This window comes from Nitrososphaerota archaeon (assembly GCA_016872055.1).
Taxonomy (GTDB): Archaea; Thermoproteota; Nitrososphaeria; order Nitrososphaerales; family Nitrosopumilaceae; genus Nitrosotenuis.
In genome coordinates, this window is sequence record VHBH01000012.1 from 1 (window position 1) to 16,080 (window position 16,080).

The following is a 16,080-nucleotide window of genomic DNA, read 5'->3' on the forward strand; positions in this document are numbered from 1 at the left end:
ACAGCTCAGGTACTGTAACCAGTAATGTGTTAACAGGAAATGCGTATAACTGTGTACCAAATTCAGGAGGATCATTCGGTTACACAGACAGCAGAACGAATATGTTTGCAAAACCTTTGTCCGCACATGAGGTTCCAACCGGATTTAATCTTGATGGCACATACAGGCAAAACACAAGACAGCACTACACCCAACAAGGCCTGACATTGTACCACATATACGGTAGTCTCAACTACTACAACGACACCAGTATTGGTCTGACAAACATCAACATGTGGACGGATGGTAAGAACATCAAAACTTTATCCTTGTCACAAGGAACAAACTACACAAATAGTGTTAAACAGACATACACAGGAAACATAGCAAACAGAACAGCTACTATTAGTAGCGGATTCGGCTTGTCCAACTTTACGTCCAGTCCAGGTGGAGGATATTCTCAAGGAATAGCTTGGCCTGACGATAGTGCAGGAACAAACGAGCAGACATATCCAACAGACATCAGAACCGCAATAGGACAGATCAGAGACAACACTTGGGATATTTGGAATGTCCTAGAACAGATCACAAATGGATTGAATGCTATGAGTGACTTTTTGCCCAAGGTACAAGATCACACACCAAGAAACTATACCAATCCTGGACCTACAAGCAGCGGTCAATACACATTCCCATAAGGGAAAGTTCACTCTTTTTCTTTATTTTTTGATAGTTCTACCAGTCTCTTTAAATTTCAAATTTTGTAAATATTACTAGTTGTCACTAACAGGGTTCATTGAACATAAAAGCAACATGTTCGTAGTTAGCGTACTTGCGGTTATTGGGATTCTATTTTTGCCAATCATAATACCAAATATTTTCCACGGATTTCATATTGCTCACATATCACTGCACATAGTAGGAATCTCGCTTGCGACATTTCTGACAGTATCTGCAGCATATGCATATGCCAAGATAAAGACAAGAAAGCTTGCAATTACCGCAATTGCATTTTCAATGTTTGTAGCATCCGAGATAATCAAAATTGTTGATGTGACTTGGCCCTACACTTTCTATTTTGGCACTATAACTATGGAGCAAATCAGTCACATGCTTATTATAGGAATGTTAGGCATATTTTCAATAGGAGTATTCAGGAGAGACTAAAATGGAATCAAGGACAGATACTATACTAGAATTGATAAACAAGAATCCAGGAATTAGCTTTTCTGAAATAATGAGAGAGACGGGATTCAAAAACGGCGTTCTCAGCCATCATTTATCCAAAATTGAAGAATCTGGGCAAGTGCTGGTCCAGCGTAGTCCACGTGTTGCACGTGTTTACCCATGTGGAATTAAAGTTCAAGAAGCTCAGTTAATCAAAAATCTTCGAAATCCTACGATGAAGAAGATCATCATATCACTGCTAGATAAGGAACTTTCATTCAAAGAAATTACAAAAAAGGCAGGAAAATCGCAAGGAACAGTATCTGTATATCTCAAAGAGATGACAGAGCAAAACATCATCAATAGAAAATTACATGAAAACGATCTTTTCTTTGAATTAGTGGATTCGGTCTACGTTAGAGAGATAATTGCCAAGCATCAGACCTCACTGTTTGAGAGAACTGCGGACAATATTTCAGACATATTCAGCACTATCTAGAATTTGGTAATTCTACCAAAATCATTATTATTTTAATTTGTGATATAATATCATGAATACCAAACTAGCGACTCTAGTAGTATTTGCAGTAGCAATTGGGCTAGTTGGCAATGCCTATGCCCATAAAGACGAAATAATTGGAGATTACAGGGTTGAAGTAGGCTGGGTAAAAGAACCACCAGTTGCTAAAAAAGCAAACGCAATTGAGGTAAACATTGTAAAGGTATCAACATCTGAGAAGAAATCCTCTGCATCTCATGAAAAACATGATGATAAAAAAACAGACGGCAAAAAGACCACAAAGCACAACCACGATGAGAAAAAGTCTAGCAAAAAGGAAACAAAACACTCTCACGATGAAAAGAAAACAACCAAGACAAAAACTAATCACGCTCATAAATCAAAGGCCGGAGTCGCAGGTCTGGCCAAGTCACTAGAAATAGAGGTAACCCTAAACGAGAAAAAGACCACACTCAAAGTAGTCGAAGATAAGAAACACCCAGGACGTTACACTGCAAAATACACACCGGAAACCGAAGGACATCCAACGGTTCACATCTACGCCAAGATTAAGAATGCGGAAATTGAAGGCTCGTTTCATCCTGAAAAAGTCGAAGCCCAATAATTTTTTCCTTTTTATGATTAATTAAGAACATGATACCAAAGATATCATGGATAAAGTCGCCCTAGTCACTGGATGCTCTAGTGGAATTGGTTTTGAGACTGCATTGGCACTAGCCAGAGAAGGATATCAGACCTATGCATCCATGAGGGACACAAAAAAGGGTACACAGATTCAGGAAATTGCAAAAAAGGAAAACCTTCCCATATTGATCATACCTCTTGATGTCGACAAGCCAGAATCCATTACATCTGCCATAAAAAAAGTGATGTCGGAGAAAAAGAGAATCGATGTTTTGGTAAACAATGCAGGTTATGGAATCTTTGGGTGCTTGGAAGACCTCACAATTGATGAGTTAAAGGCGCAGTTTGAGACAAACTTTTTTGCAGTAGCAAGACTAATTCAGGAGGTCACACCAATAATGAGGACTCAAAAGTCTGGCACCATAGTAAATGTCAGCTCTGTTGCAGGCAGAATTAGCTTTCCTGGATCACCAGCGTATATCAGCTCAAAATTTGCGCTGGAAGGTCTATCAGAATGCCTCAGATACGAATTATCGCCGTTTGGAGTAAACACGGTAATTATAGAGCCGGGAGTGATTAAAACGAATTTCTTTAGCTCTATGAAGATGCCAAAGAACGCCAAGTCAGACTCACCATACGCAGACATTACAAACAAGGTAGTGGCAGGAGTCAAGATGATGGCAGAAATGGGAACTCCCCCAAAAGAAGTGGCAGACGTAATAGTCAAGGCCCTTAAAGAGAAAAATCCATTGCCTCGCTATCCAGTAGGAAATGATGCGATAATGTTCTTGGAGGCAAAGAAAATGAAGACGGATATTGAATTTGAGAACTATCTCAAAAAAGAACTCTTTTAATTGGTTAACTTGATATAGCCAAAAAAGGCAGTTTTTATCAAAGTCCGCAGAGACTAGGTACGAATTATGAAATGGAAAACGCTACAACACAATGGGATAATCTTTCCGCCAGACTATGAGACCCGCGGAATCAAAGTCAAGATTAGAGGCGAGTCAGTCAAGCTGGACTTGCTACAAGAAGAGATGATCTACCAGTGGGCAAAGAAAAAGGACACCCCATATGTTCAGGATATAGTATTTCAGAAAAACTTTGTAGCGGACTTTGCAGCGACATTTGGTACAAAATACAAGGGCCTGAGTATTTCAGATATTGATTTTTCAGACGCATTCAAGCTAGTAGACAGAGAAAAAGATGCAAGACTTTTGGTTACTAAAGAAGAGAGAAAGACAATTGCCCAAAAACGAAAAGAACTTCGTGAAAAAATGAAGGGAATTTACGGCAAAGCCATCATGGATGCAAAAGAAGTCGAAGTGGCCAACTACATGGCAGAGCCTCCAGGAATTTTTATTGGTCGCGGAGACCACCCTATACGTGGAAAGTGGAAGCCCAAAATCACACATGGGGATGTTACTCTAAACCTAGGAAAAGAAGCCAAGGTTCCACCGGGAAACTGGGGAAAAATTGTGCACGAGCATGATTCAATGTGGCTTGCTTGCTGGACCGATGTATTGTCTGAGAAAATAAAGTATGTCTGGCTTGCAGACACTGCCGGCCTAAAGCAAGAGCGAGACATGGCAAAATATGACAAAGCTGCCAAGCTTGGAAAAGAAATCGACAAGGTAGAACAAAAGATAATTTCCGCCATGAAGTCAAAAGACCCACGAGAATCCAAGATTGCCACGGCGTGTTATTTGATATACAGAACGTCGATGAGAGTTGGAGATGAGAAAGACCCAGACGAAGCAGATACCGTAGGTGCCACAACATTACGCAAAGAACATGTCAAACTTGACGATAAGGGAATCCATTTTGACTTTTTGGGCAAGGATAGTGTTCGATGGGAGGAGACCATTCCGGCGCAGGGAAACGACACCATGTTGTACGAAAATATCAAAAAGCTAGTATCAAACAAAAAGCCAAGTGACGAGATCTTTGATGGAATTACATCAAGGCATGTGAATGAATTCCTGAGTGTTGTAGTCAAGGGCCTCACAGCCAAGGTCTTTAGAACTTATTTGGCAACAACTGAGGTCAAGCGATACTTATCTGACAAATTAAATGTCAAGGACAAGACTGAAAATGAAAAACTCTACATCGCAAAGATGGCAAACCTGCAGGCAGCAATCATGTGTAATCACAAAAGAACAATTCCAAAAAGCTTCGAAGCAGGCCTTGAAAAGAAAAAAGAACAACTAATGAAACTCAAAGAAACAACTCCAAAAACTCCAAAACAAAAAGAGGCACTCAAGCTGCGACAGGAAAAACTCAAACTCTCAATAGAATTGCAGGAAAAAACACGTGACTACAACCTAGGAACATCCCTTAGAAACTATATTGATCCTCGCGTGTTCAAGGCCTGGACAAGTGAGGTAAAGGCAGACTGGGAAAAACTTTACACCTCGTCTCTGCAAAGAAAATTCCTTTGGGTCAAATCCGTTGACGCCAAATGGAAAGATGTTGCAGGACAGTGATTTGCAGAATCATTTAATTGCACCGTGAAATTAGCCGATTTTGTGCCGGGGTAGCTCAGCCTGGTTAGAGTGCCAGTCTTCTATCCCTCCGATAAAAGGGCATTACTCATAATCTGGAGGTCGTGGGTTCAAAACCCACCCCCGGCACTACACTCTTTTCTACTAATTGATCATCATACCAACAAAAACAGATTGCCCAAAAAACATAAGTGAATACCCAACACGGTAAGATGGCGACATAAATCTAAAAAATGCAATATACAAACAAAATCAAGTTGCAAGAAATCACCGATGATGAAAAGAAAGCACTGACGCCAGAAAACGGATTCAATCTGGTTGGAGTCGATCCCTTTGCTGCACCAGGCAGTAGATTGTACCTAATTGAGCACTTTGATTTGTACCAAGATGCGCTTAAGGCAAAAAAGTCCCGCAAAAACCAAGACGAATATCTCATTTTGTATCATGGCGTATGATTGTACCATGCATGGTTTGAGAGTTCTACCAAAAATCTCAGAATATTTAATTAATTGACAAAATTTGCTTTCTTAATTGAAATCGATTTTATTTTTGGCAATCTTTGCAGTAATGATTCCACCAGCATTTGCACAAGAAAACAACACTGACACTACACAAATCACAAACGTTGAAAAGTTTTCCAAGGATGGCTCCATCAAGGTGTATGTGGATTCAAACCCGCCAAAGGGTGGAGCTCCGCTTACCATCAATCTCAGATTCACAGACGCAAACACCGGATACGACATACCGCACATCAATTATGATCTGGTGGCGTTGCAAAACGGATCTCCAGTTCTGACTCAGCTTGGACTATACGCACAAAGTGGTGTGGCTCAACACATAACGGCTGCCCTGGAAACTGACAATCACGTAGACATTTTGATAATGCTGCATGGCATAGGAGAACATTCTCCATATTCTGGGCCGCAAGGAGAGATGTTTGAGGCAAGAATTGTGCCGGAATTTGGGCCAATAGTTATTGTAACATTGTTTGTTTCGATCATGGTAGGCCTAGTACTGCACAAAACAATTCTGCCTAGAACCTAGATGGTACATTTGTTGAATCTACCAATTTTGTTTAATATCTAGACACACTATGATGATCAAAGTTGTGGAGAGGCCTTTGCTATTGCCCGACCATAGTGGAGTCATTTTTGGCTTCTCTGCAATTTTTTAAAATAAAAAGAAATTATTGATAGCTTGCAAAGCCGCGCTCTACTAGCTTATCTGCTGTGCTTGGATTAACACAGATCGGATTTCCGTTGCTTGTCTTGATAAGCAAGTTTAATCCTTCTTGGCAAGTTATTTCAGATGTGCTCTGAACTAGGTATTTCTGAAGTAATGGTGGCAAGATATAGTCACTACCAGATTTTGCCATGCCTTTGTGCAGTATTGATTGTGCATTGTGGATTTTGACATTATCTGTATCTCCTAGCTCCTCAAATTGCATTGCTGCTAGCTTGTGATGCTCTGATGCCATTATGTGATGTTCAGCTGCCTGCTCTGGCAAACCAGCCTGCTCAAATTGCTCTGCAGCAAGATGATGATGTTCTGCGGAGACATGGTGATGGTCAGCTGCTATTTTGGCATTGCCTGTTTGCTCTAGTGCTTTTCCAGCCAAGTCATGATGATCAGCTGCTTCCAAATGATGATTTGCTGCCTCTTCATGCATTCCTGCCTTTTCCAGTCCTAATGCTGCCATGTGGTGGTGCATTCCTGCCATGTGATGATGATCAGCTGCCTCTGCAAATTTTTCTATTTGCTCTAGTTGCATTGCGGCCATATCATGGTGGTTTGCTGCCTCATGATGATGTTCAGCTGCCTCTGCAAATTGCTCTAGTGAGTCCAAGTGCGTTGCTGCCTGATGGTGGTGATCAGCTGCTTCATGGTGATATTTTGCCGCATTTTCATAGTCACCTTCGGATTCATACGCCATAGCTGCTTCATCAAAATGAACTGCTGCATCATGATGGAGTTGCGCAGATGTTTCCAGATCACCTGTAGATTCTGCATCTAGCGCTTGCTGGTGAAGGCTTTGCGCTTCATCTAGGTGCTCTTGCGCCGTTTGTGCAAAAACACTAGTTCCACTTGCAACAAGCAATGAAGCTGTCAAAATTACTAGCAAGTTTGATTTTGTTCTCATTATACAAATTTGGGATGTGTTATCTATTAAATGGCAGGTACAAATTCCAGATTCGACAAGTGTAATTGATTAAACCTTTTTGTAGAGTACGAACACCCAAATCGCTTTATCCAAATTTCGACCCATAAACAAAATTACTAAAGAGTTTTGTCATCTCTGCAAAGAGGGTGGAAAGCAGTGCGTCAACGCAAATGAAGCGCAGGAATATGCAATACTTGCGACACACCTAAAATGCGCATCCTGTGGCAAGCCGCTTGCCTAGGAGTTCAGCTTTTCTTCAATTACTGATTGGAAAACTGAATACGGTTGTGCACCGCTGATTTGCGTGCCGTCCCCGTCTGGGCCAATTACGATAAATGTCGGAGTAGAGCGTACGCCACTTTTGGTTGCGACGTTTTTGTTTTCTTTTACCCGGTTATCATATTTTCCAGAATCAAGGCATTTGTTGAATTTTGCCGAGTCCAAGCCAGGAAGGGTTGATGCCAGGTTCTTGAGATTTTCTCCCCTTGCCCATCCATCGTTTTCATGGCCCTGATTCTTGTACAAATAATCGTGATACTGCCAGTACAGACCTTGCTCGTCAGCGCAATAGCTGGATGCATGTGCTTTTGGAGAATCAATTCCGACTATTGGAAAGTCGATATAGATGAGTTTGACTTGGCCAGAATCAATATAGCTTTTTTCAATTAGCGGCTTTGTCTCTAGGTTCCACCTCTGGCAAAACGGGCACTGATAGTCGCCAAACTCTATTATGGTTACAGGTGCATCCTCAGAGCCCAGTACCGGTGAGCCATTGTTTGTATCCATCGATGTTTTATTTGGGTTAAGATCCACTCCGCCGCTTGCCGCCAAAATACCAATTATTGCTGCAATTACGGTAATGATTCCAATTCCTACAAATTTTGCCTTTGATTTGCGGATTGGTTTTTCCTTTTTGTTCTTGCCCACAAGGGCGGTTCTTTGTCTTATCTAAAAAACATTAAGATCTTTTGGCAATTACCAGATTAGAGAGGTTCAATCCAATAACCAGTTCAATCTTTGTTTTGCCAAATAGATGCTCCATAGAGTCTGCCACGAAATAATCCGGATTTTGCCATTCTGATTTTTTCTCTAGGCTTGCTTGCATTATATCACAATGCCAATCCAAGTCATATAGTGACAATGTTGTACCAAGTTAACAAATCCCAGTTAATGTTAAATTGTCTGCCGAAAGCTGATTCTCGTTGACAGAGCTTGAAGAGTTTGCAGACGCACTTTTAGATCAAATTTCCGTAGAAATTAATGAGGAACGAGACATTGCAAACTTGTCTGCACGAATCTCAGAGGATCCTGAATTTACAATAAAGTTCGACACGCCGCAGCAAATCGTACAGAAAATCATGCCAGAGCTTGCGCAAAAAATAACGGAATTTACCGGAATTGCGCCAGATAATGCCATCAAAGTAGATTTCCCAGACCTCGAAGAGCTCAAAAAAATCAAGGGTCGCAAGGTTTTTGCGACTCGAGACGCTCGAGGATTTGTTGACAAGTTATTTACTGCATTGGCAAGGCAGGAACGCCAGTCCATTGCAGGCATAATAAAAGAGGACACTGCCAAGTTTTTGGTCTATTCCACATATGCAAAATCCTACATTTCAAAAATCTCCACAACCTATGGTGACTATCTGGACGATACAATATTTGTGAATAACTTTGTTTTGTCCAGCTATCCGCAGATAATTTTGTACAAACAGGGAAAACCATATTCACTTCGATACGATGGTGTGAGGTCCGGCTATGTGGGCGCACTCAAAATGACCATTATAGAAGAGCTGGTGCACTCTTTACAAAATAACCTCTACGAGCAAAACAAGCAGGCTGTAATCGAGGTAAACCAGATAAATGAGGAGCTGGCAAAGATTATCCTAAATTTGGATGATGTTACAGCCGGCAGACTATCAGAATATTTGCAGTTGCCAGACGTTCCACCGGAATTTCCAATTGCAAAAAGGGCAAACCTGTTCTTTACGCTGAATCCGGACAATTTCATTGTCAATGTTCTTGGGCCTGACGTTATGACATTTACCAAAGTAGAGATTGACCCAACCATATCGTCGATGGTTCCACAGTTATTAGGCATCTACCAGAGATGGCTGATTCCAATACAGAGACACCACGCAATATTTTCTACGATGGAAGGAATGGCAGAGTTTTGCGTTCAGAATATCTTATCAAATGATGAAGATTTTGCTCAATACCTCACGACATTCATGGGTACTGACATTTCATCATATCAGGTAAGAAAACACATGGGAAAAGACCTAACAAACCTGGTCTACTCTATTCATGACAAAAACACATTCCAGATGTTATTACAAAATCCACCAAGTACCCGCGAGCTCAAAGACCCTCAGTTATATCTAAAGAGAATCAACCAGAAGTAATGGAAAAATTCGATCCGTTTGTTGCAGAATGGGTTGCGTTTGCGCATGACCCAAAATACAACCTAGTGGAAAAATGCCTGAAACTTGCGCAAATCCTGGAATGTCCAGATTTGGATATAGAATCCAATATTCAAAAAATAAATGAAATCGCAAAATCACTCAAAGTGATACTTTCGGATATAAAAAATCCCACATATCTGATATCTATGCTAAATGAGCATCTCTTTGACACACTTGAATTCCAAGGGGATACCGACGACTATTATGATCCAAAGAACAATTTTCTCAACGAGGTCCTGCAAAAAAAGAGTGGAATTCCAATCACGCTGTCAATTCTTTATGTGGAGATTGCAAGAAGAATAGGCCTTGATTTGAAAATATGTGGATTCCCAAGTCATGTTGTGGTAAAGCACAACGAGGAGATGATCCTAGATCCGTTTAGCGGTGGACAATTATTATCAATAGAAGATCTAGAGGACATTTTATTTAGAAACTTTGGCGAGGAGATCGAGTTTTCCCCAGAGTTTCTAGATGAATTGCCAGAAGACAAAATCCTAGTCAGAATAATCCGCAATCTGAAAAACTCGTACGCCCAGTCATATGCATATGAGAAGGCATTACGATGCGCAGACATGATACTGGCTGTAGAGCCAGAATCACCCGACGAGATACGTGACAAGGGAATTATTCTAGAACGAATGCAAAAATACGAGCCGGCACTAGACCACCTGAACAAGTATCTTGAAATTGCTCCAGAGGCCCAGGACGTAGATTTTATTTTGGAATTAATCAGAAACACTAGGGAAAAATCTAGTCAATAATTGACGTGACGTCATGGCCGCGTTTTATCTGTGAGATTTCGTGTCGCGCCAGTTTGTTACGTAATGCCTTTTTGAGGACGTCTACTTCGTTGCGCAGTGACGCTATTTCGTCTTCCAGCTTGGCTACGCGCTCATAAATTGTCTCGCCTTCATTACTCATTATACCGTACAAACAGAAAAAGTGCTTAAAAATTTATGGGTTAACTTTTTTGCCAGTTTGCTCTACAAATCAAACTCTTGGTTGCACGCAGCACACTTTGCGTGCTCGGCTCCAACTTGGCCTATGATGAAAATACGACCCACAGTTTGGCATTTTGGGCAAAATCCAGTTGTGACATTTTTTGGACCGGTCTTGATTACCTTCTGTGTCTTTCGACGTCCCATTACAGGTACGACTTGCGAATCGTCTATTAAGTTTAAGGATTGAGGCGCGGGGGATGGGATTTGAACCCACGTGTCCTTGCGGACATGGGATTAGCAATCCCACGCCCTACCAGGCTAGGCGACCCCCGCTCAAGGTCTGAAAATACCAATCCGTAAATAAAGTCACTCGTTATTCTTCGCCAGAACGAGTATAGTGTTCTACTATGCTTTCCAGTGGGATTTTTTTGCCACCGACAATTTTGAGGTCGACGTGGATTTTCTTGTTCTTTATACTAATGATGTTGTATGTATTCTCGAATAATCCCCGAACTCGCTCAGAAGATGCAGTGCCTGCGTTAACTATGGATAATCCTTTAAAATTCCAGATCCATGGCCTGTGCTTGTGTCCGCACAAGACCAAGTTGACCTTTGTTGCAAGTATAGTTCTTAGAACATCGCCCGCATCAATTACCTCTACCCTAGCAGAGCCAGTGTCTGGAATGCCGACCAAATGATGATGCATTGCTAAAATCTTTACTTTGTTTTGATATTTTTTCATGGTTCGCTCCAGCCAGAGGTTTTGTCTGTAGCCTACTTCGCCTTCATCCCTATCTGGTCGAGCAGTCCCTATTGTTATTACTATGACTCCGTCGCCAAGGTCGTTTACCGTCTCAAATGGAAAATGCTTTTTGAACAATAGATATCCAGTGTTTCTGTAGTCATGGTTTCCAGGAAGGGCGATGATTTTTTTGGTTTCAAGTCTTGTCATTAGTGATTTGCATTTTTCGTATTCCTTTGTGAGGCCTTCGTTTGTGAGATCACCCGTGAGTATTACTGCGTCTGGCTTGAGCTCGTTCACCTCCTCTATTACCTGCTCAAATGTTTCTTCCTTGAACTGCGAGCCTACATGAATGTCTGAAAGCTGGACAATTATCATTTGATATAATTTTAGAAAAATCAGCTAATGTAGTTTTCTTTCGAGCCTAGAGTTAAATAATCAAATTTTGCCCAACAAAGATGAAATGGGTAAAAAAGCAACCGTGATCAGGGGCGACGGAATAGGGCCTGAGGTGGTCGATTCAATGATCAAGGTTTTGCAAGAGTGCAACTCCCAAGTTGAGCTCATACTAGCTGATGCAGGATCGGAGCAGTGGCAGAAAAATGGCGAAAAAGACCCAACCTACATTCCGGAAAACACCATGAAGTCATTGGAAACAACTGATGCGTGCTTCAAGGGCCCAACTACCACAATACCCAAGCCAGGTGCGCCTCGAAGCGTTGCGGTGACACTACGACAGAAATTTGAGCTATATTCTAACATTCGACCAATCAAGACATACAAGAGAGTCACGCCCAAGCACGACCTGGATTTTGTCTGCTTTAGAGAAGCAACCGAAGGACTCTACACTGGAATCGAAATCCAGCTAACAGAGGACGCGGCTATTGCTATACGAAAGATTACGCGCCCAGGCTGTCGTAGATTTATCGGCTCTGCAATGAGATGGGCAAAAAATTACAATATGAACAGGTTTGTCGCAATTACAAAACGCAACATTCTGAAAATGACAGATGGTATTTTCTGGGACGAAGTCTGCAAGGCAGGCGCTCAAGTTCCAGGCCTAGAGGTTTCAGAAATATACATTGACAACATGATGCAGCAATTAGTGGTAAACCCGTCACAGTTCAACGGATCAGTTTTAGCAAGCACCAATCTTTTCATGGATATTGTGTCCGAGTTGGCATCCGGAATTATCGGCTCTATTGGACTGGTGTATTCATCAAACATGGGCGATAATTACGCAATGTTCGAAGCAGCCCATGGAAGTGCACCTTCGTTTAAGGGTTTGAATAAAGTAAATCCAACTGCCGCAGTACTATCTGGTGCATGGATGGTTGAATATCTTGGCGAGCGAGACATAAGAAATGCAATTTTTATGGCAACGGAACAAGTAATCAATGAGGGAAAAGCAGTCACATTTGATATCGGCGGAACTGCCACAACACAGCAAATGACTGATGAAATCTGCAGAATTGCAAAGGCAAGTCTAAGAAGATAATTTTGCTTCTACAAGTATCAATTCTTCAAAAAACAGTTTCTTTTTTGCAATCACCTTGACGTCAAATCCCATCAGTTCTGTTTCTCGCATCAGCTTTATGTAATTTGCAAGAGATGAAGTCAGATACAATATTTTGCCTCCAAGTTTGATCCTATATTTTGCAGATTTTATTATCTGGATTGGAATTTCGAGCCCTTCCCGTCCACCATCAACTGTTCTATCTACAATATCATCGGATGGTAGATACGGTAAATTGCACACAATAAAATCAAATTGTGCCCCTAGCGCGTCTGCACCAACACAACATATTCCATTTTGGATTTTTGCTTCCTGTGTTGATATGGCATTATAGTCAATGTCGGTTGCAACGACTAGATCAAAGTTTTTCTCCAAGATTTTACTCAGATAACCAGAACCTGTACCAATTTCCAGCGCGGATTTGCCTTTTTCATCCTGTATGTGGTCTGCCAGAAAAAAAGTATCCTCTGCTGGATCATACCTAGAGCTGCTTTGCAATTTTGATTATCTCGTCAGTGCTTAGCTCCTCTAGTCTTTTATCTGATTGTATGGATTTGCCAAAGGATTTTGCGATATTTGATATGGTCTTTCTTCTCTGTGAGAATAGTTTTTCCACAGAATGAATCAGTTCTTGGCCGATCTGTTTTTTTGGCGTCAGTCTCAATACCATAGAATCAACCTTTGGTGGGGGAGAGAAATTGCTCTTACCAACCTTCACGATCTTCTCAATATCAAAGCAGTAATCCGCAATCACAGATATTGCATGGATGTCCCTACCTTTTGCTAATAACTTGTCTGCAAATTCCTGCTGTACCATCGTTATGGCGCACCTAAATTTTTTTTGTGCTAACCACTCTATTGCCCTTTTACTTTCAGAATATGGCAGATTCGACACAAATATAGTAAAATTAACATCTATTCCAAACCCATCACCATACATTATCTCCAGGTTTGGAATTTTGGAGAATTTCAGTATGGCATCAGAGTATAATGATTCGTCTGCCTCTATTGTTGTGACGGATTTTGCCTCCCTACATAACAACGGCGTGAGAATTCCAGGACCAGTTCCAATCTCAAATATTGTGTCTTGGTGCGTGATTTGTGCAGAGTCAACTATTTTTTGAGCAATGTTTTGCGATTTGAGAAAGTGTTGACCCAGTCTCTGGCGCCTATTTTTTGACAAACAGTGTCACTTTGACTTCGCCAGTTATCTCTTCCATGATTCTGTCGATAATGTGCCTCATCGGCTCTTTGAGGCCGACTCGCTCCTGCAAGTCTGCAAAGCTTGTAAATTTTGTCTTTTCCCGCTCTTCTAGGATGGTCTTCATGTAGGTTTTTCCAATTCCTGGAATCAATTCCAGTGCATGAATCCTTGGCGTTAGCGGTTGTGCGTTGTTGATGTAATCTACAAATCTTTTCTCATTGTTAGATACTATACTTGTAATGACATTTTTGAGCTCACTCTGAGCTGCCGCTGAAATGTGTGAGTGCTCTAGCTTGCCCAGTACTGATTGTATTTTTGTCCTCCCTTCTTTTCCAATATAGATTCGCTCGCTAATGTCAAATGCAGTGCCCTCCATTCCCAGAACTTCTAATAATGTCAGTCTGTCTTCTCCTATTGCAGTTATGATAATTCCTTCGCGTCCGCGCACCGTGGTCGCCCTGCCACGCGTGACATAGTCTAGGACATATGCATATTCTTCATACTTGCGTGGTGGTATATGGCTCCTTTCCAAAAAAGAACACCTAATTCTCTAAGAATTCCCCTTGATGATGTTTAGAATTTTTTCTAGTGTTTCTGCTAGGATGAGTTTTTTCCATCCAAATGTGAATGCCCTAAGTTCGGCAAGTGTTGTTGGCATTATATTGACAATTTCTACTGCCTCTTCATCTGTTAGTCCGCATTCCTTTTTGAGTTCCTGCTTGATCTTTTTTGCAGATTTTGAATCAAGCTTGGTAAACTTGGTAACGTAATCATGAGTCCATCTTTGGATTTGATCCATTTTCTCTGGATCCTCTTTTTCCAAAATCTCTTTTACTTCCGCCAATGAAATTGGCTGACTTTTCTTTACTTGTTCCATTATTTCACACCGAACGGTTTGATATGGTCCAATCTAGTGATTAAGGTTTTCGTCTTGTTACCTAGCTTGACATCTATGGTTACTGCACGTCTTCCAACCGCAGTTATCGTTCCAACTTTGCCGTGGTATCTTCGGTGTGGTAAAGACTTGTGCTGTCTTGGATCTACAATCACCAGTGCCTGGTCACCTTCTTTGTATTCTCTCATCAAAAACGCCACTCCACGTGGTTGTTGTTTTGTTAGTGCGGATCTGGACTTGTGTCTAAATCCATGAGAGTGACCAGATGGCTTCTTTGTAGTCATACAAAAAAAGGGGTTTGGAGCCCTTATTTTAAACCTTAGACCTATTCCTCTTCGGCTTTCTTCTTCTTTTTGGTCTCATCCTCTGGATCGGCAACTCCGCCTTCGGTAACCGTAAAGATTACCTCTTCCTCTGGATGGTGAGGACTGTCTACCATTCTGGCAATTCTCTTTTTGCCAGATTTCTTAAAGTAGATTCTATACGTGCTGGTGTGTGCAACTACGTTTCCTCCAATTGCCTTGATTGGATCACCAAAGAAGACATCAGGGGATGCTTGAACTTGGTTTGTTGCAATTGCTGCACAGTTGTATGTTTCTGCTGTTCTAACTAATAGATGCATGAATCGGTTTAGTCTTTGCTGTCTTTCAGATAGTGTGCCTCTTCCGAGGTATTCAGATCTGAACAGACCTACTGCCGAGTCTGCAATGATTAGCTTGATGTTGTGTTGTTCTATAATGGCTCCAGCTTCCTCGAGGATCAGTGTTTGGTGTGCAGAGTTGTATGCGCGAGCAACGATGATGTTGTCCAGTACTTTTTCTGGATCCAATCCCTTTGCTTTTGCGATTGATACGACTCGTTCTGGTCGAAAAGTGTTCTCAGAGTCGACGTATAGTACGCCGCCGCCAAGTCCACCTTCTTCCTTTGGCTTTTGTACCATCACACATGCAGTATGACAGAACTGGGTTTTACCAGAGCCAAATTCACCATATACTTCGGTTAGTGCCTGGGTCTCGATTCCGCCGTCTAGTAGCTGGTCAAGACACTGTGTACCAGTTGAGATCTTGCCAATGTCCTGCCTTCTTTTGTAGATTTCAGTTGCAGTGACAAAATCCTTGGCAATTAGGCCCTGTTCGACTAGAACCTGCCTTGCCTTGGTCACTATCTTTTCTGCTGTCTCCTTGTCCATGCCAGTTACATCAGCGATATCGACTGGACCTCTGACAACTAGGTCCATAATGTTGTGTATGCCTGCGTCAGTCATCTTTTTGGTAGTGACTGGGCCTACACCGTCAAGACTATCAAGTCTTAATTCTTCTACCATACCGTAAGGTACCGTACCTTACCTAATTAAAGATGTCGGTT

At 41.5% G+C, this 16,080-nt stretch carries 20 protein-coding genes and 2 tRNA genes; 12 read left to right on the plus strand and 10 right to left on the minus strand.

Annotated elements, in window-relative coordinates; translation table 11 throughout:
• The first annotated feature begins 101 nt into the window (after positions 1–101).
• The 9 genes from FJ354_06355 to FJ354_06395 all read left to right on the plus strand — a co-directional run bounded on the left by FJ354_06355 (position 102) and on the right by FJ354_06395 (position 5,838).
• Positions 102–677 (plus strand): hypothetical protein, encoded by a 576-nt coding sequence (locus FJ354_06355; protein ID MBM3906278.1) that lies wholly within the window; start codon positions 102–104, stop codon positions 675–677.
• Between the two features lie 79 nt (positions 678–756).
• Positions 757–1,146 (plus strand): hypothetical protein, encoded by a 390-nt coding sequence (locus FJ354_06360; GenBank protein ID MBM3906279.1) that lies wholly within the window; start codon positions 757–759, stop codon positions 1,144–1,146.
• Position 1,147: 1 nt separating this feature from the next.
• Positions 1,148–1,645, plus strand: a complete 498-nt coding sequence (locus tag FJ354_06365; GenBank protein ID MBM3906280.1) for an ArsR family transcriptional regulator — start codon at positions 1,148–1,150, stop codon at positions 1,643–1,645.
• A 52-nt stretch (positions 1,646–1,697) separates the two neighbouring features.
• Complete coding sequence (locus FJ354_06370; protein ID MBM3906281.1) at positions 1,698–2,270, plus strand: hypothetical protein; 573 nt, start codon at positions 1,698–1,700, stop codon at positions 2,268–2,270.
• Between the two features lie 46 nt (positions 2,271–2,316).
• Positions 2,317–3,144 carry an SDR family oxidoreductase gene (locus FJ354_06375; GenBank protein ID MBM3906282.1) on the plus strand — a complete coding sequence of 276 codons (828 nt, stop codon included), beginning with the start codon at positions 2,317–2,319 and terminating at the stop codon, positions 3,142–3,144.
• A 66-nt stretch (positions 3,145–3,210) separates the two neighbouring features.
• Entirely contained in the window at positions 3,211–4,776 is a 1,566-nt protein-coding gene (locus FJ354_06380) for a DNA topoisomerase I (GenBank protein ID MBM3906283.1), read from the plus strand.
• Positions 4,777–4,820: 44 nt separating this feature from the next.
• A tRNA-Arg gene (locus FJ354_06385) sits at positions 4,821–4,923 on the plus strand.
• 104 nt (positions 4,924–5,027) lie between these two features.
• Positions 5,028–5,249 (plus strand): hypothetical protein, encoded by a 222-nt coding sequence (locus tag FJ354_06390; GenBank protein ID MBM3906284.1) that lies wholly within the window; start codon positions 5,028–5,030, stop codon positions 5,247–5,249.
• A 76-nt stretch (positions 5,250–5,325) separates the two neighbouring features.
• The gene (locus FJ354_06395) at positions 5,326–5,838 is read left to right on the plus strand and encodes a hypothetical protein (GenBank protein ID MBM3906285.1); all 513 of its coding nucleotides are present in this window, start codon (positions 5,326–5,328) and stop codon (positions 5,836–5,838) included.
• 142 nt (positions 5,839–5,980) lie between these two features.
• Here the strand turns inward: FJ354_06395 and FJ354_06400 are convergent, their stop codons facing one another.
• Together FJ354_06400 and FJ354_06405 are read right to left on the minus strand one after the other, a co-directional pair.
• Positions 5,981–6,934, minus strand: coding sequence for a hypothetical protein (locus FJ354_06400; protein MBM3906286.1), 954 nt, complete (start codon positions 6,932–6,934; stop codon positions 5,981–5,983).
• 258 nt (positions 6,935–7,192) lie between these two features.
• Positions 7,193–7,882 carry a DsbA family protein gene (locus tag FJ354_06405; protein MBM3906287.1) on the minus strand — a complete coding sequence of 230 codons (690 nt, stop codon included), beginning with the start codon at positions 7,880–7,882 and terminating at the stop codon, positions 7,193–7,195.
• Positions 7,883–8,157: 275 nt separating this feature from the next.
• On the opposite strand from FJ354_06405, the gene FJ354_06410 reads away from it, so the two are divergent.
• Positions 8,158–9,357 carry a hypothetical protein gene (locus FJ354_06410; protein MBM3906288.1) on the plus strand — a complete coding sequence of 400 codons (1,200 nt, stop codon included), beginning with the start codon at positions 8,158–8,160 and terminating at the stop codon, positions 9,355–9,357.
• Positions 9,357–10,178: a tetratricopeptide repeat protein gene (locus FJ354_06415; GenBank protein MBM3906289.1), complete on the plus strand. Its 822-nt coding sequence runs from the start codon at positions 9,357–9,359 to the stop codon at positions 10,176–10,178. Before FJ354_06410 ends, FJ354_06415 begins: the two co-directional genes overlap by 1 nt.
• Before the next feature lie 429 nt (positions 10,179–10,607).
• On the opposite strand, the gene FJ354_06420 is transcribed toward FJ354_06415, so the two are convergent.
• Positions 10,608–10,691 (minus strand) — tRNA-Ser (locus FJ354_06420).
• Positions 10,692–10,731: 40 nt separating this feature from the next.
• The gene (locus FJ354_06425) at positions 10,732–11,478 is read right to left on the minus strand and encodes a metallophosphoesterase (protein ID MBM3906290.1); all 747 of its coding nucleotides are present in this window, start codon (positions 11,476–11,478) and stop codon (positions 10,732–10,734) included.
• An 85-nt stretch (positions 11,479–11,563) separates the two neighbouring features.
• Between FJ354_06425 and FJ354_06430 the strand changes: the two genes are divergently transcribed.
• Complete coding sequence (locus tag FJ354_06430; protein ID MBM3906291.1) at positions 11,564–12,598, plus strand: isocitrate/isopropylmalate dehydrogenase family protein; 1,035 nt, start codon at positions 11,564–11,566, stop codon at positions 12,596–12,598.
• On the opposite strand, the gene FJ354_06435 is transcribed toward FJ354_06430, so the two are convergent.
• From FJ354_06435 to radA, 6 genes are read right to left on the minus strand one after another with little or no spacing between them, the layout of a single operon-like run.
• Positions 12,587–13,114, minus strand: coding sequence for a methyltransferase (locus tag FJ354_06435; protein ID MBM3906292.1), 528 nt, complete (start codon positions 13,112–13,114; stop codon positions 12,587–12,589). The genes FJ354_06430 and FJ354_06435 overlap by 12 nt on opposite strands.
• Entirely contained in the window at positions 13,098–13,799 is a 702-nt protein-coding gene (gene rsmA / locus FJ354_06440) for a ribosomal RNA small subunit methyltransferase A (GenBank protein ID MBM3906293.1), read from the minus strand. The genes FJ354_06435 and rsmA overlap by 17 nt, the downstream gene beginning before the upstream one ends.
• Positions 13,786–14,352, minus strand: a complete 567-nt coding sequence (locus FJ354_06445) for a DUF655 domain-containing protein (protein ID MBM3906294.1) — start codon at positions 14,350–14,352, stop codon at positions 13,786–13,788. The genes rsmA and FJ354_06445 overlap by 14 nt, the downstream gene beginning before the upstream one ends.
• 18 nt (positions 14,353–14,370) lie before the next feature.
• Positions 14,371–14,697 carry an RNA polymerase Rpb4 gene (locus FJ354_06450; GenBank protein MBM3906295.1) on the minus strand — a complete coding sequence of 109 codons (327 nt, stop codon included), beginning with the start codon at positions 14,695–14,697 and terminating at the stop codon, positions 14,371–14,373.
• Positions 14,697–14,999 carry a 50S ribosomal protein L21 gene (locus FJ354_06455; protein MBM3906296.1) on the minus strand — a complete coding sequence of 101 codons (303 nt, stop codon included), beginning with the start codon at positions 14,997–14,999 and terminating at the stop codon, positions 14,697–14,699. Before FJ354_06455 ends, FJ354_06450 begins: the two co-directional genes overlap by 1 nt.
• 41 nt (positions 15,000–15,040) lie before the next feature.
• Positions 15,041–16,039, minus strand: a complete 999-nt coding sequence (gene radA / locus FJ354_06460; GenBank protein MBM3906297.1) for a DNA repair and recombination protein RadA — start codon at positions 16,037–16,039, stop codon at positions 15,041–15,043.
• Between the last annotated feature and the right edge of the window lie 41 nt (positions 16,040–16,080).